Origin of the sequence: Paracoccus binzhouensis (assembly GCF_016446475.1) — a bacterium.
In the GTDB taxonomy this organism is placed as follows: domain Bacteria; phylum Pseudomonadota; class Alphaproteobacteria; order Rhodobacterales; family Rhodobacteraceae; genus Paracoccus; species Paracoccus binzhouensis.
Genome location: NZ_JAEHFP010000033.1, coordinates 1 through 14,924 on the forward strand (window position 1 = coordinate 1; position 14,924 = coordinate 14,924).

The window sequence follows — 14,924 nt, forward strand, 5'->3', positions numbered from 1 at the left end:
ACGACAAAACCGCAGACAGTTTCCTCGGCTTCATCGACATCGCCTGCATCAGGCTCTGGCTTCGCCATTTGTCAACATGACCTAGGCCTCGGCCCGCCGGCGATAAATGGGCATGATTGCCTATGACGCGAAAACCGGCCGGATTCCGCATACGCCCCGCCGCAGAGGCAGACCCGGCAGGGCGCCGTGGCGCGGCGGCCGGCCATGCGAGCCGGCTATGCGGGGCCGGCTGCGGCTCAGGCCAGTTCCAGATTCAGCCGCTTCTCGAAGGCGCCGCGATAGAGTTGCGACAGCTCGGCCAGCGCAGCCGAGTCGCCGCCAAGGGACACGGCTGCGCCGCCGAAGCGGCCGACCTCGGCCAGCGGCACGCTGGCCGTCTGCGCCGCCTCGGCCAGTTTCGCGGCATTCTCGGGGCTGCAGGCGACAAGGTAGCGGGCCTGATCCTCGCCGAACAGCTGGGCGATCTCGGCGCTGTCCAGCGTGACCCCCAGGCCCGCCGCCTCGGCCAGCTCGAAGGCGGCCAGGGCCAGCCCGCCATCCGACAGGTCGGTCGCGGCACGAAGCAGCTTGCCATGGGCGCGCAGGAACTCGCCATTGCGCCGCTCGGCCGCCAGGTCGACATGCGGCGCGTCGCCCGCCTCGATGCCGAAGGCCTCGGCGGCCAGCGCCGACTGGCCGAGATGGCCGCGGGTCTCGCCGATGACCAGCGCAAGGTCGCCCTCGGCCGGCAGGCCGGCGATGAGGTCGTCAAGATCGGCGACCAGGCCGACGCCGCCGATGGTGGGCGTGGGCAGGATGCCCTTGCCGTCGGTCTCGTTGTAAAGCGAGACGTTGCCCGAGACGATGGGGAAGTCCAGCGCCGCGCAGGCCTCGCCGATGCCCTTGATGGCGCCGACGAACTGGCCCATGATCTCGGGCTTTTCCGGGTTGCCGAAGTTCAGGTTGTCGGTGGTGGCCAGCGGCAGGGCGCCGCACGCGCTGAGGTTGCGATAGACCTCGGCCACCGCCTGCTTGCCGCCCTCATAGGGGTTCGCCTTGACATAGCGCGGCGTCACGTCGCTGGTGAAGGCCAGCGCCTTGCGGGTGCCATGCACGCGCACCACGCCGGCGCCAAGGCCGGGGCGCCGGATGGTGTCGGCGCCGACCTGGGTGTCGTATTGCTCCCACACCCAGCCCTTGTGGGCGTGGTTCGGGCTGCCGATCAGCGATTTCAGCGCCGCGATGGGGGTGATGGCGGGCAGGGCGGGCAGGTCCGCCGGCGCCGGGGTCTCGATCCAGGGCCGGTCGTATTCCGGCGCGCTGGAACTGAGCTTGGACAGCGGCAGGTCGGCCTTGACCTCGTTGCCGTGGACGATCAGGAAACGGTCCTCGGCGATGGTCTCGCCGACGATGGCGAAATCCAGGTCCCATTTCTCGAAGATCGCCCGCGCCTCGGCCTCCTTCTCGGGCTTCAGCACCATGAGCATGCGTTCCTGCGACTCGGACAGCATCATCTCATAGGCGGTCATGGCGGTTTCGCGCTGCGGCACGGCGTCGAGCACCAGCTTGATGCCGAGCCCGCCCTTGTCGCCCATCTCGACCGCCGAGCAGGTCAGGCCGGCCGCGCCCATGTCCTGGATCGAGATCACGCTGTCGGTCTGCATCAGTTCCAGGCAGGCTTCCAGCAGGCATTTCTCGGTGAAGGGGTCGCCGACCTGCACGGTGGGGCGCTTTTCCTCGATGGTGTCGTCGAACTCGGCCGAGGCCATGGTGGCGCCGCCGACGCCGTCGCGCCCGGTCTTGGCGCCCAAGTAGACAACCGGCATGCCGACGCCCGAGGCGGCGGAATAGAAGATCTTGTCACTGTCGGCGAGGCCCGCCGCAAAGGCGTTCACCAGGCAGTTGCCGTCATAGCTGCGGTGGAAGCGCACCTCGCCGCCGACGTTCGGCACGCCGAAGGCATTGCCATAGGCGCCGATGCCCTCGACCACGCCCTTGACCAGATGCGCGGTCTTGGGGTGTTCGGGCCGGCCGAAGGACAGCGCGTCCATGGCGGCGATGGGGCGGGCGCCCATGGTGAAGACGTCGCGCAGGATGCCGCCCACGCCGGTCGCGGCGCCCTGATGCGGCTCGATATAGGAGGGGTGGTTGTGGCTCTCCATCTTGAAGACCACGGCCTGGCCGTCGCCGATATCCACGACGCCGGCGTTCTCGCCCGGGCCGCAGATGACCTGCGGGCCCGTGGTCGGCAGGGTGCGCAGCCATTTCTTCGAGGACTTGTAGGAGCAATGCTCGTTCCACATGGCCGAGAAGATGCCGAGTTCGGTGAAGCTCGGCTCGCGCCCGATGATCTCGAGGATGCGCTGGTATTCGTCGGGCTTGAGCCCGTGCGCGGCGATCAGGTCCTCGGTGATCTGCGGTTCGTTCATGTCTGGCGCCCTTTTCCCCGGTTTCCCCGGCCTTTTAAGCGCAGGCGGGGCTTTAGGAAAGGGGCCGCGCGCGGTGCGGTGGGGCGGCGATCCGAAGCGGTTCTGCCGCGCCGCGGCACGGGGCCGGGTGGCGGTCCGGGCGGCGGGCAAAAAAAAGCCGGGCATGAAGCCCGGCTCAAGTCCAACAGGGAGGTTGAAGGTGATGAGAATTGCTTCAAATCATCGCCTTCGAGATCGGAAATATGTGCAGTCGGCGAACGGTTCAAGGTTCAAATGCCGATCGCGGGACATGGCCGATATGCATTTTGCGAATATCTCTTGCAGCAGCCCCGGCGCCCTGCCTGCGCGGCCGTCACTTGGCCGAGGGCAGGGCGGCCTGATCCTCGCTCTGCTGCTTGCGGATGGCCTGGATCTCCTCCAGCACGAAGTCGCGGAACGCCGTCACCCGGCGCGAGGTGCGCAGCTCTTCGGGGAAGGCCAGGAAGACCGGCACCTCGCCCGACTCGATGCTGGGCAGCACCCGCACCAGATTGGGGAAGTCCGAGGTCAGGTAGTCGGGCAGCACGCCGATGCCGACATGGTTCAGCACCCCCTGCAGCACGCCGAAGTAATTGTTGACCATCAGCGTCGAGGTCATGTTCAGCCCCAGCAGCATCTGCGACAGCACCGCGCCCGAGCTGACCTGTGGGGTCTGCGGGTTCTGGCAGATCAGCCGGTGCGGCTTCAGATCCTCGAGCGAATCCGGCACGCCGGCCTTTTCCAGATATTGCTGCGTCGCATAAAGCCGCATGCGGATGTTCAGCAGCCGGCGCCGGATCAGGTCCTGCTGGTTGGGCTCCTTCATGCGGATGGCGACGTCGGCCTCGCGCATGGGCAGGTCCAGCACCCGCTCCTCCAGCATCAGGTCGATCTTCAGGTCCGGGTAGCGTTCGTAGAGCTTGGCCAGCCGCGGCACCAGCCACATGGTGCCGAAGCCGGTGGTGGTGGTCACCTTGAGCTCGCCGAAGACGTTTTCTTCGCTGTCGCGGATGCGGGCGGCGGTGGTGTCGAGCTTGCGCACCATGGACGAGGTGGCCTCGAAAAGCAGCTCGCCCTGTTCGGTCAGAATGAGACCGCGCGCGTGACGGTGAAAAAGCGTCGTGCCCAGCGAATCCTCCAGCGCCCGGATCTGGCGGCTGACGGCGGATTGCGACAGGTGCAGAACATCGCCCGCATGGGTCAAGCTCCCTGCGTCGGCGACGGCGTGAAATATTCTTAACTTATCCCAATCCATAACAGTGCTTTCTTGCGGCATCAGCCATGCAATCAGTGCAACCCTTATCACAGAAGATAAGGCGAACAACCCTGCAAAACGCGAAGAAAACCCTTTATCCGGCAGGCTTGCTGACCCATTTTGCCTCCATACCAGTCAGCCGGCCGCAGCGGGCCGGGGAAGCAGGCAAAAATCCTCTTTCGCCGGGCGATTCGGGTGGGTGGCGCGTCACGCATTTTTGACCCATATGGTCGGCCGGGGACCGATCTTCCAGATCACCCTGCCGTTGCCGCGACCATCGGCCGCAATCCGCCGTTTCGGCTCATGGCGGCGGGCCGGCGGCCGCCTTGGCGCGACGCGGCCAGCTGACATAAATCATGGCATTCCGCCCCGCTGCGTCCTAAAAAGGCACGTCGCGAGCAGGAGGCTAGTCATGGCGGTGGGCATATTCGATTCGGGTCTGGGCGGTCTGACGGTCCTGGGCGCCGTCGCTGCCCGCCTGCCGCAGCTGCCGCTGGTCTATCTGGGCGACAATGCCCACACCCCCTATGGCGTGCGCGATGCCGAGGACATCTTCAACCTGACCTGCGCGGGGGTCGAGCGGCTCTGGGCCGAGGGCTGCGACCTGGTGATCCTGGCCTGCAACACTGCCTCGGCCGCGGCGCTGAAGCGCATGCAGGAAACCTGGCTGCCCCAGGACAAGCGCGTCCTGGGCGTGTTCGTGCCGATGATCGAGGCGCTGACCGAGCGGCGCTGGGGCGACAACTCGCCGCCGCGCGAGGTGGCGGTCAAGCATGTGGCGCTGTTCGCCACCCCGGCGACCGTCGCCAGCCGCGCCTTCCAGCGCGAACTGGCGTTCCGCGCCATCGGCGTCGATGTCGAGGCGCAGCCTTGCGGCGGCGTGGTCGATGCGATCGAGATGGGCGACGAGATCCTGGCCGAGGCGCTGGTGACCAGCCATGTCGAGGCGCTGCTGCGCCGCATGCCGCATCCCGAGGCGGCGATCCTGGGTTGCACGCATTATCCGCTGGTGCAGGCCGCCTTCCAGAAGGCGCTGGGGCCGCAGGTCAAGGTCTATTCCCAGCCCGACCTGGTGGCCGAAAGCCTGGCCGACTACCTGAACCGCCATCCCGAGATGCTGGGCGACGGCACGGTCTCGCGCTTCCTGACCACCGGCGATGCCGAGCGCGTCTCGGGCAAGGCCACGCAATTCCTTCGCCATCCGATCAGGTTCGAAAGCGCCTGAAGCTGGAAAGCCAGTAAAATGAAATCGCTCAAGAAAAAGCGCCGTATCCAGATCCTTGTCGCCGCCGCCGTCGCCCTGGTGCTGGCGGTGGGGCTGATCGGCTACGGCTTTCGCGACGGCATCAACCTCTATCGCTCGCCCAGCCAGATGGCCGAAAGCCCGCCCCAGGCCGGCGAGGTGTTTCGCCTTGGCGGCCTGGTCGAGGATGGCAGCCTGGTCCGCGGCGCCAGCGAGACGGTGAGCTTCCGCGTCACCGATGGCGGCGCCTCGATCCCGGTGCGCTTCACCGGCGTGCTGCCCGATCTCTTCGCCGAGGGTCAGGGCATGATCGGCACCGGCCGCATGGAGGGCGACACCTTCGTCGCCACCGAGATCCTGGCCAAGCATGACGAGAACTACATGCCGCGCGAAGTCATCGACTCGCTCAAGGAGCAGGGCGTCTACGAGGACCCGAATTCCTGACGCAACGCGCGCCGGGTTAACAAGCCGTTAACCGCGTTCCCCGAGCCTTGGCCCCGTTTCCGCAAATGGGGGCTGGCATGAAGACGGTGGAACAGATCGCGGCCGAGATCGTCGCGCGTGAGGGGGGCTACGTCAACGACCCCGACGATCCGGGCGGGGCGACGAATTACGGCGTCACGCTGGCGACGCTGCGGCGGCTGGGCATCGACAAGACCGGCGACGGCCGGGTCGATGTCGCGGATGTCAGGGCGCTGACCCGCGCCGATGCCGAGCGCATCTTCGTCGAGCATTACTTCCGCCGGCCGCGGCTGGCGGAACTGCCGGATTCGGTGCAGGCCTCGGTCTTCGACATGTATGTCAATGCCGGGACCAACGCGGTGAAGATCCTGCAGCGGCTGGTCACGCGCATGGGCTTCGCGGCGACCGACGACGGGCTGGTCGGGCCGCGCACGATCCTGGCGGCGCGGCAGGCCGATGCGGCGGCGCCGGGCCATTTCGCCGACGCCTACGGCATCGCGCGGCGCAACTACTACTATTCGCTGGGCGATGCGCGTCCGGCCAGCCGCAAATACGCCCGCACGCGATCGGGCGGCAAGGGCGGCTGGATCCTGCGGGCCGAGGAATTCATCTCGCCCCGCTATCATCTCACGGCGGCGGAACATCGGGCAAGGGTGGCGACATGGGCGTGATGGACCGTTTCCTGGGGGCGGGAGCCGCCGCCGCCACCGTCGCCAATGCCGCGACCGGCATGGCCGAGGTGTTCCGCGCGAATGCGACGCGCCGCATGGAACTGGACGAGGAAGCCTATGCCCGCGCCATCACCCAGCATGGCGCCGAATTCGCCGCCGCGCCGCGGGGCTGGTTCGACGGGGCGATGAACGGGCTGAACCGGCTGCCGCGGCCGCTGATGACGCTGGGGACGCTGGCGCTGTTCGTCTATGCCATGGTCGAGCCCGAGGGCTTCGGCCTGCGGATGCAGAACCTGAACCTGGTGCCCGAGCCGCTGTGGTGGCTGCTGGGCGCCGTCATCAGCTTCTATTTCGGTGCGCGCGAGGCGCATTACTTCCGCAGCCGGCCGGTCATCGCCCGGCCGGGGCAGGCCCCCGTGACCCCGCGGGCGGCGGAAGCGGTCGAGCCCTTCGCCGACAACCCGGCCCTGCGCGACTGGGCCGAGGCGGAAGCGGCGAAATAGCGATGCTGTGACAATCTGGCGGGCGCGGGGGGCTGGCTTGCCGCCCGCGCCGCGGCTATTCTGCGGGCCAGCCACCCGGAGGAAGCCCATGATCGCCGAAATCGGCCATTTCGCCCTGATCCTGGCCTTTGCCGTGGCCCTGTTCCAGATGATCGTGCCGATGATCGGCGCCGCCAGGGGCTGGAGCGGCTGGATCGACAGCGCCCGGCCCGCCGCGCTGGCGCAATTCGGGCTGATCGGCATCGCCTTCGCGGCGCTGACCATGGCCTTCGTGACCTCGGATTTCTCGGTCGCGCTGGTCTACGAGAATTCGCATACCGCCAAGCCGATGATTTACAAGATCAGCGGCGTCTGGGGCAATCACGAGGGCTCGATGCTGCTTTGGGTGCTGATCCTGTCGCTGTTCGGCGCGGCGGCTGCCAGCTTCGACGCCAACCTGCCGCCCCGGCTGCGGGCGCGGGTGCTGTCGGTGCAGGCGGCGATCGGCGCGGCCTTCCTGGCCTTCATCCTGTTCACCTCGAACCCGTTCCTGCGCATGGCCAGCCCGCCGTTCAACGGGCGCGACCTGAACCCGCTTCTGCAGGATCCCGGCCTCGCCTTCCATCCGCCCTTCCTCTATCTCGGCTATGTCGGGCTCAGCATGGCCTTCAGCTTTGCCGTCGCGGCGCTGATCGAGGGGCGGGTCGATGCCGCCTGGGCGCGCTGGGTCCGGCCCTGGACGCTGGCGGCCTGGGTCTTCCTGACCATCGGCATCGCCCTGGGATCCTGGTGGGCCTATTACGAGCTCGGCTGGGGCGGGTTCTGGTTCTGGGACCCGGTGGAAAATGCCAGCTTCATGCCCTGGCTGATCGCTGCGGCGCTGCTGCATTCCGCCATCGTCGTGGAAAAGCGCGAGGTGCTGAAAAGCTGGACCATCCTGCTGGCGATCCTGGCCTTCGGCTTTTCGCTGATCGGCACCTTCATCGTGCGCTCGGGCGTCATCACCTCGGTCCACAGCTTCGCCAGCGACCCCGAGCGCGGCGTCTTCATCCTGGCGATCCTGGCCGTCTTCGTCGGGGGGGCGCTGCTGCTGTTTGCCTTGCGCGCCGCCTCGATGCAGGCGCGGGGCGCCTTCGCCCCGGTCTCGCGCGAGGGGGCGCTGGTGCTCAATAACATCCTGCTGGCGGTTTCGGCCTTCGTCGTATTCATCGGCACGGTCTGGCCGCTGGTGGCCGAGATGGCCTGGGACAAGAAGCTCTCGGTCGGCGCGCCCTTCTTCGAAAAGGCCTTCACCCCCTTCATGGTGGCGCTGGCGATCATCCTGCCGCTGGGCGCCATCCTGCCCTGGAAGCGCGGCCGGCTGAAGCGCGCGCTTTATCCGCTGCGCGGTGTGCTGCTGCTTGCCGCCGCCGTCATGGCGCTGGTCTTTGCCGTCTCGACCGGGCATTCGGCGCTGGCGGTGATCGGCGCCGGGCTGGGCGCCTGGCTGGTCGGCGGTGCCGCGGTGGACCTGTGGCTGCGCACCGGCAATTCCGGCCTTTCCCGCCTGCGCCGGCTGCCGCGCGCCGATTGGGGCAAGGCGGTGGCCCATGCCGGGCTGGGCGTCACCTTCATCGGCATCAGCCTGCTGATGGCCTGGCAGGTCGAGGACATCCGCGTGGCCCAGGTCGACCAGACCTTCACCGTCGCCGGCTATGACATCACGCTCGAGGCGGTCGAGGAGCGCCCCGGCCCGAACTACGACGCGACCATCGCCACGATGAAGGTCGGCCGCGGTGGCCGGCAGGTGGCCGTGCTGCATCCCGAAAAGCGGATCTATCCGGTGCAGGCCATGCCGACGACCGAGGCGGCGATCCAGAACGGGCTGTTCCGCGACCTCTACCTGGTGATCGGCGACGAGCAGCAGAATGGCGGCTGGGCGGTGCGCAGCTATATCAAGCCCTTCGCCAGCTGGATCTGGCTGGGCGCGGCGCTGATGGCGCTTGGCGGCTGCATCAGCCTGTCGGACCGGCGCTATCGCGTCGCCGCCGGGGCGCGGCAGGCGCGCGTCGCGGCCCAGCCGGCGGAGTAGGCCATGCGCGCGCTGCTTCTTTGCCTGTCGTTGCTGCTCGCCTTGCCGGCCGCCCTGCCGGTCTGGGCCGTGCAACCCGACGAGGTGCTGTCCGACCCGGCGCTGGAGGCGCGGGCGCGCGAGATCTCGAAGATCCTGCGCTGCCCGGTCTGCGCGGGCGAGACCATCGACGAATCCAATGCGCCGATCAGCCGCGACCTGCGGCTTTACCTGCGCGAGCGGCTGGTCGCGGGCGACAGCGATGCCGAGGCGGTGCAGGCCGTCACCGACCGCTTCGGCGAATACGTGCTGTTCCAGCCGCCGGCGCGCGGGGTGAACTGGCTGCTCTACCTCGCCGGGCCGGTGATGGCGGTCCTGGCGCTGCTGGTGGGCTGGCGCTTCGTGCGTTCGCGCAACCTTGCCGAGGAGAGCCCGGCGCGCCTTTCGGAGGAGGAGAAGGCGCGGCTGGACCGGATCATGCGCGACTGACGCAGGGTCGGGCCTTTTCCCGCCGCTGGCGCTTGGGCAGGATGGCCGAAAGCAGGGGGGACCGGATGAGCTTTCAGACCATCGAATTCACGCATCGGGACGGGATTGCGCGGCTGGCCTTGAACCGGCCCGATACCGTCAACGCGCTCAATCGCACCATGCGGGCCGAGATCGTGGCGGCGATGACGAACCTGCCGCAGGGCACGCGCTGCGTGGTGCTGACCGGGAACGGGCGCGGCTTCTGTTCGGGCCAGGACCTGACCGACGCCACGGCCGGCTTCGACGTGGAAACCATCCTGCGCGAGGAATACGAGCCGATGCTGGCCGCCATCTCGGACGCGCCGGTGCCGGTGATCGCGGCGGTGAACGGCATCGCGGCCGGGGCCGGCGCCAACCTGGCGCTGGCCGCCGATGTGGTCATCGCCACGGAAAGCGCCAGTTTCGTGCAGGCTTTCAGCCGCATCGGGTTGATTCCCGATGCCGGCGGCACCTTCATCGTGCCGCGCTCGGTCGGCGTGCCGCGCGCCATGGGGATGATGCTGTTCGCCGATCGCATCCCGGCGGCCCGGGCGGCGGAATGGGGGCTGATCTGGGAGGCGGTGCCGGACGCGGACTTCGCGACCGTGGTGGCAGAGCGGGCGCAAACCCTGGCCGAGGGGCCGACAGCGGCGTTCCTGGCGATCCGCCAGGCGCTGCGGACATCAAGCGGCAACGACATGGCGGCGCAACTGCGGCTCGAGGCGCAGTTGCAGGGCCAGATGGCGCGGACCGAGGACTTCGCCGAGGGCGTCGCCGCCTTCCTGCAGAAGCGCGCGCCCCGGTTCAAGGGGCGCTGACCGATCCGGCGATGTGGCTTCAGCCGATGCGGCGGAAGCGCGGCACCGACTGGCTGTTGTCGAAGAAGGGCACCGAGGCCGGCGGCAGCAACGGGCCGTCTCCGGCCTGCGCCACCAGGCTGGCCAGTTCGGCCAGCACAACTTCGGTGATGAAGGGCAGGTCCAGCGCCCGCGCCTCGGGCAAGGGCACCCAGTGCAGGTGCGAAAGCTCGTCGCAGGCGGCGCCGAAATCGTTGCGGTCGCCATGCAGGCGCTCGGCATCGAGCAGCAGGAAACGCGCGTCGAAGCGGCGCGGCCGGCCCGGCGGGGTGATCGCCCGGAACAGGAAGATCAGCGTCGAGGGGTCGGGGGCAAGGCCCGCGCCGGCGTAATGGTCCCAGCCCTCGGGCGCGGGGCCGGGCTGGCCGGTCAGCAGGCCGGTCTCCTCGGCCAGTTCGCGCAGCGCGGCGGCGGCCAGCGCATCGGGGGTGACGGTCGCGCCGGGCAGCGGGTCGACCGCCAGCCGGGCCGCCGTCTCGGCCGAAAGCGCGCCGCCCAGCCGTGCCCCGGCATCGGCGGCATCCACGGCGCCGCCGGGAAAGACGTATTTCGACGGCATGAACACCGCCGAGGCGCCCCGCTGCCCCATCAGCACCGAGGGGCCGCCGGGGGCGCTGCGGTCCAGGACCAGCACGGTGGCCGCATCGCGGATCGGCATCTCGGCCGGCTTGCCTTCGCGCAGGGCCGCGCCGCTCACGAGGCGCTGGCCTCGGCCGGGGCCGCCGGCTGCTGGCCGAAGCCGTGCATGCGCCGTGCCCATTGGAAGCCGATCAGGCCGCCCTTGATCAGCGGCAGCAGCAGCAGCGACAGGATCACCGCGCCCAGGCTGAAGCCGATCAGCATTGCCATGGCCGAGGGGCGATACATCATGTAGACCGCCAGCAGCAGCGGCGCCCCCAGATGCGAGACCAGCAGGATGGTCAGATAGGCCGGCCCGTCATCGGCGCGCTGATGGTGCAGCGCCTCGCCGCAATGCGGGCAGGACGGGTTCACGGCCAGGTAGCCCCGGAACAGCCGCCCCTGGCCGCAGGCGGGGCAGCGCCCCAGCGCGGCGCGCAGCACGGCCTGCTTGATCGGCCGTTCGGCCTCGGGCTCGGGGGAAAAGGCATGGGACATTCGCGCGTTCCTTTCCTGTTCCCGACCTATGTAGGGCAGGACCGGCTTGAAGAAAAGCGCGGCTTCGGTCCGAGGCGACAAAGCGTCGCAGGCATGGCTCAGGCATGGGCCATCTGCGGCGCGAGGACGATGCGGTTGCGCCCCGAGGATTTCGCGTTCAGCAGCGCCCGGTCGGCGGTGGCCAGCAGGGTCTCCGGCTCGGCCGGCCATCCGCAACCGGGTCCGGCCTGTCCGACCGCCACGCCGACCGAGACGGTGACGCCAAGCGCGGCGCTGTCGCAGCCGGGCGGCAGGCAGACCGGCTCGGCCATCACCGCCTGGCGCAGCGCCTCGGCCACGCGGCGGGCCGAGCGGGCCGGGCAATCGGGCAGCGCCGCCAGGAATTCCTCGCCGCCGATGCGGGCCAGCAGCGCATCGGCGGGCAGGGCCGAGGCCAGGCGGGTCGCCACCTCGCCCAGCACCGCATCGCCGGCGGGATGGCCGTGGACGTCGTTCACCTGCTTGAAGCGGTCGATGTCCAGCAGCATCACCGCAAGGTCGCGCCCGGCCTGCTGCGCCTCGGCCGCCAGTTCGGCCAGCCGGGGCAGGGCATAGCGGCGATTGTGCAGCCCGGTCAGCGGATCGGTCATCGCCCAGCGCATGTTGCGCCGGGTCTCGTGCCGGCGGCGGTCGGCCTCGCGCTTGCGGGCCAGCTGGGCTTCCAGCCGCATCGCCGCCTCGGGTGCCGCCCCGGGGCTGGCGAGGTTCCAGCCCAGCACGTCGCCCGCGCCCAGATCCAGCGCCACCGGCGCCATCTCGGCCCGCTCGGGGCGCAGGGCGACGACGAAGGCGGCGTCGCGCGAATGCGGCCGCGAGCGCAGTTCCGAAAGCAGCCGCAGCCCGTCGCCCGGCTGCTGCGCATCCGCCGCGATCAGGTAGAGATCGGCCACCCGGCCCGAGGTCGCCTCGGCCAGCGCGCGTTCGGGGTCGGCGATGGCGATGGCGAAGCCGACCCGGCCCTGCAGGGCATGGCGCCAGCCCAGCGCCGTGGCCGGGCTGTCGGCCACGAAAACGGCGCGCGGCCGGTCGTCATGGGTAAAACCCGCCGCCGCCTCGGCCAGGCCGGGGGCCGGGGCCTCCAGCGCCCCGGCCCCTGCCTCGGGCTCGTGCCGCATCAGGCCGCGGATGCGGGCCAGCAGGGTCAGGTCGTCGCCGCCGGGCTCGATCAGGGCCGAGGCGCCGGCGCGCAGCGCCGCCACCCGATCCTCGCCCCGCGCCTGGACCAGCACCGGCGTTTCGCTCCCCTGCGGCAGGGCGCGCAGCGCCGCGCAAAGCGCCGCCCCGTCCATGTCGGGCAGGTTGGCGCCGATCAGCACGATGCGGGGATGGATCAGCCGCGCCATGCGCAGCGCGTCCTGGCCCGAGGCGGCGGTCGCCACCTCGTGACAGGCCGCGGCCAGCCGCACCTTCATGGTGATGCGGTTCGTCGGCACGCCGTCAACGACCAGAATCCGCCCCGCCATGCCTGCGCCCGCTTTACACCTGCTGCCCTGGCCCGCATCTTGCGCGGGAATGGTTAACAAATCCTTTCCGGCGCCGCGGAAATCGCCGCCGGGTTTCACGAAAGCGAGAGCGGAATGACGGTGACAGAGGCGCGCGACATTGCCGATACGGGCTTTGCCCATATCGCCGCGGACCCGGAACTGGTGGCGGCGCTGCTGGCGCAATCGGGCAGTGACGCGGCGGGGCTGCGCGCCATGGCGGCGCGGCCGGAATTCGCCGTCTTCGTGCTGGATTTCCTGCTGGAGCAGGACCAGCGCGTGCTGGACTTCGCCCGGGCCGCCGGTCTGCGCCCCGAGCGGGTGCAGATGGCCCGCGCGGTGCTGGGCGGCGGCGATCCCTGGTAGCGCGCCGGTTCCGGAATCGGCGGGATGGCTCCTATCGGTAAAGCTGCCCATTGCGGGCGGCGCGCGGATGGGTGCCAATGGCGCACCGGCAGGCTGCCGGCCGATTTTCAGGAGATCCTTATGAGACGCATTCTTGTCCCGACCCTGGCGCTGGCGCTGGCGCTGCTTGGCGGCGCGGCACTGGCGCAGACCGCGCCGAATCCCGACATGGCCATCGCCGCGGCGAAGAACCAGCTGGGCGTGCTGGAATATTGCCAGGCCGAGGGGCATATCGACGGCAAGGCGGCCGAGACCCAGGGCAAGATCCTGGCCATGCTGCCGGCGGCCCAGGATGCCGCGGCGGTCGAGGCCGCCTATGAGAAGGGCAAGACCGGCACTGTCAGCGCCATGGGCGTCGAGCAATCGCTGGCCGACGCGGCCAAGGCGCAGGGGGCCGAGGTGGCCGCGCTCTGCACGCAGATCGCCGCGGCGGTCGAGCAGGCGGCGGCCCAGCTGCCCCAGTAACGCGCCGCTTCGACGCGCCGCTCGCGGATGGCGCCCCCGACCGCTTCGGGGGCGCTTTTTCATGCCGGTCAGGCGAGTTCGGCGAAGACCTTGTCGAGCGCCTGTTCCAGCTTCTCGAACATCTCGTCCATCTGCGCCTCGGTCAGGATGAAGGGCGGGCACAGTACCACCGATTGCCCCAGCGGCCGGCAGATCAGGCCCAGGTCGGTGCAGGTATTGGCAATGCGCTCGCTGACCGACAGCTTCGCGTCGAAGGGGGCCTTCGTGGGCTTGTCCCGGACCGCCTCCAGCGCCCACATGAAGCCGACGCCGCGATATTCGCCGATGTTCGGCTTTTCGGCCAGGCGGCGCAGGTTTTCCTCGAAGCGCGGTGCCAGGCGGTTCACGTTCTCGGCCAGCCCCTCGTTCATCACCACGTCGATGGCCTTCAGCGCGATGGCGCAGCCGACCGGATGGCCCGAGGCGGTGAAGCCGTGCGGGAATTCCTCGATGGCCTCGACGGCGGCCTCGACGCGGCCGGCCAGGTCGGGGCCAAGGATCACCGCGCCCATCGGGAAGAAGCCCGCCGTCAGGTTCTTCGAGGAAATGATCGCATCGGGGATGAAGTCATAGGTCTCGCAGCCCCAGGTTTGGCCGGTGCGTCCGAAGCCGCAGATCACCTCGTCCGAAATCAGCGGGATGCCGTGTTTTTTCAGGATCGGCTGGACGGCCTGAAAATAGCCGCGCGCCGGGGGGATGACGCCCCCGGCGCCCATCACCGGCTCGGCGAAGAAGCCGGCGATGGTGTCGGCGCCCTCGCGGGCGATGACGTCCTCGAGCTCGCGCGCCAGGCGGGCGACGAATTGCTCCTCGGTCTCGCCCGGCTCGCCGAAGCGCCAGTAATGCGGGCAGGTCAGGTGGATGAAGCCGGGCAGCGGCAGGCCGAACACCTCGTTATAGGGCTTGCCGGTCATGCTGGCCGAGACGGCAGTGACGCCGTGATAGGCGTTCCAGCGCGTCAGGATCTTGCGGCGCTGCGGCTTGCCCTCGGCCCGGTGCAGGAACCACAGCATCTTGACCATGGTGTCGTTCGCCTCGGAGCCGGAATTGGTGTAGAACACCTTGCCCGAGGCGAAGGGCGAGACCTGGATCAGCTTTTCCGACAGCATCACCGTCTGGTCGGACATGCGGCCGAAGAAGGCGTGATAGCCGGGAAAGCGGTCGTATTGCGCCTTCGCCGCGGCGATCAGGCCCGGATGGTCGAAGCCCGCGACCATGTTCCACAGGCCGGAATTGGCGTCCAGGTAGCGCCTGCCATGCACGTCGAAGACATAGGGACCCTCGCCATGCGTCACCACGACCGTGCCCCGCTGGTGGACCGAGGGCATGTCGGTGAAGCCGTAGAGCGAATATGCCTCGGCCCGGGCTTCCCAGCTTTGCGGTTGGTTCATTGCCGCCTCCATGATCATCCTTGCGGCCGAAGCTA

At 69.2% G+C, this 14,924-nt stretch carries 15 protein-coding genes; 9 read left to right on the top strand and 6 right to left on the bottom strand.

From position 1 onward, the window contains the following. Positions 1-236 precede the first annotated feature (236 nt). Both purL and I9P22_RS09850 read right to left on the bottom strand, forming a co-directional pair. Entirely contained in the window at positions 237-2,408 is a 2,172-nt protein-coding gene (purL, locus tag I9P22_RS09845) for a phosphoribosylformylglycinamidine synthase subunit PurL (RefSeq protein WP_199259315.1), read from the bottom strand. Positions 2,409-2,760: 352 nt separating this feature from the next. Further along, positions 2,761-3,681 carry a LysR family transcriptional regulator gene (locus tag I9P22_RS09850; RefSeq protein WP_199259316.1) on the bottom strand — a complete coding sequence of 307 codons (921 nt, stop codon included), beginning with the start codon at positions 3,679-3,681 and terminating at the stop codon, positions 2,761-2,763. Between the two features lie 412 nt (positions 3,682-4,093). Between I9P22_RS09850 and I9P22_RS09855 the strand changes: the two genes are divergently transcribed. The 7 genes from I9P22_RS09855 to I9P22_RS09885 all read left to right on the top strand — a co-directional run bounded on the left by I9P22_RS09855 (position 4,094) and on the right by I9P22_RS09885 (position 9,914). Next, the gene (locus tag I9P22_RS09855; RefSeq protein WP_199259317.1) at positions 4,094-4,906 is read left to right on the top strand and encodes a glutamate racemase; all 813 of its coding nucleotides are present in this window, start codon (positions 4,094-4,096) and stop codon (positions 4,904-4,906) included. Between the two features lie 18 nt (positions 4,907-4,924). Continuing rightward, on the top strand, positions 4,925-5,368 hold the full coding sequence (gene ccmE / locus I9P22_RS09860; RefSeq protein ID WP_199259318.1) for a cytochrome c maturation protein CcmE: 444 nt from the start codon (positions 4,925-4,927) through the stop codon (positions 5,366-5,368). A 77-nt stretch (positions 5,369-5,445) separates the two neighbouring features. Next, entirely contained in the window at positions 5,446-6,057 is a 612-nt protein-coding gene (locus I9P22_RS09865) for a holin-associated N-acetylmuramidase (protein ID WP_199259319.1), read from the top strand. After that, a complete protein-coding gene (locus I9P22_RS09870; RefSeq protein WP_199259320.1) occupies positions 6,048-6,560 on the top strand; it encodes a holin family protein in 513 nt (170 codons plus the stop codon). Before I9P22_RS09865 ends, I9P22_RS09870 begins: the two co-directional genes overlap by 10 nt. Before the next feature lie 88 nt (positions 6,561-6,648). Then, positions 6,649-8,610, top strand: a complete 1,962-nt coding sequence (locus tag I9P22_RS09875) for a heme lyase CcmF/NrfE family subunit (RefSeq protein ID WP_199259321.1) — start codon at positions 6,649-6,651, stop codon at positions 8,608-8,610. A 3-nt stretch (positions 8,611-8,613) separates the two neighbouring features. Further along, complete coding sequence (locus tag I9P22_RS09880; RefSeq protein WP_199259322.1) at positions 8,614-9,078, top strand: cytochrome c-type biogenesis protein; 465 nt, start codon at positions 8,614-8,616, stop codon at positions 9,076-9,078. 65 nt (positions 9,079-9,143) lie between these two features. Continuing rightward, a complete protein-coding gene (locus I9P22_RS09885; RefSeq protein ID WP_199259323.1) occupies positions 9,144-9,914 on the top strand; it encodes an enoyl-CoA hydratase-related protein in 771 nt (256 codons plus the stop codon). A gap of 19 nt (positions 9,915-9,933) precedes the next feature. Here I9P22_RS09885 and I9P22_RS09890 read toward each other — a convergent pair whose 3' ends face one another. The 3 genes from I9P22_RS09890 to I9P22_RS09900 form a co-directional block, all read right to left on the bottom strand. Further along, entirely contained in the window at positions 9,934-10,611 is a 678-nt protein-coding gene (locus I9P22_RS09890; protein ID WP_199259353.1) for an NUDIX domain-containing protein, read from the bottom strand. A 35-nt stretch (positions 10,612-10,646) separates the two neighbouring features. Continuing rightward, positions 10,647-11,069 (bottom strand): DUF983 domain-containing protein, encoded by a 423-nt coding sequence (locus I9P22_RS09895; RefSeq protein WP_199259324.1) that lies wholly within the window; start codon positions 11,067-11,069, stop codon positions 10,647-10,649. A gap of 98 nt (positions 11,070-11,167) precedes the next feature. Beyond that, positions 11,168-12,571: a diguanylate cyclase gene (locus I9P22_RS09900; RefSeq protein ID WP_199259325.1), complete on the bottom strand. Its 1,404-nt coding sequence runs from the start codon at positions 12,569-12,571 to the stop codon at positions 11,168-11,170. A 114-nt stretch (positions 12,572-12,685) separates the two neighbouring features. Between I9P22_RS09900 and I9P22_RS09905 the strand changes: the two genes are divergently transcribed. Together I9P22_RS09905 and I9P22_RS09910 are read left to right on the top strand one after the other, a co-directional pair. Further along, complete coding sequence (locus I9P22_RS09905; protein WP_199259326.1) at positions 12,686-12,955, top strand: DUF3572 domain-containing protein; 270 nt, start codon at positions 12,686-12,688, stop codon at positions 12,953-12,955. 120 nt (positions 12,956-13,075) lie between these two features. Beyond that, positions 13,076-13,459 (top strand): pore-forming ESAT-6 family protein, encoded by a 384-nt coding sequence (locus I9P22_RS09910; RefSeq protein ID WP_199259327.1) that lies wholly within the window; start codon positions 13,076-13,078, stop codon positions 13,457-13,459. 68 nt (positions 13,460-13,527) lie between these two features. On the opposite strand, the gene I9P22_RS09915 is transcribed toward I9P22_RS09910, so the two are convergent. After that, positions 13,528-14,889 carry an aminotransferase gene (locus I9P22_RS09915; RefSeq protein WP_199259328.1) on the bottom strand — a complete coding sequence of 454 codons (1,362 nt, stop codon included), beginning with the start codon at positions 14,887-14,889 and terminating at the stop codon, positions 13,528-13,530. Between the last annotated feature and the right edge of the window lie 35 nt (positions 14,890-14,924).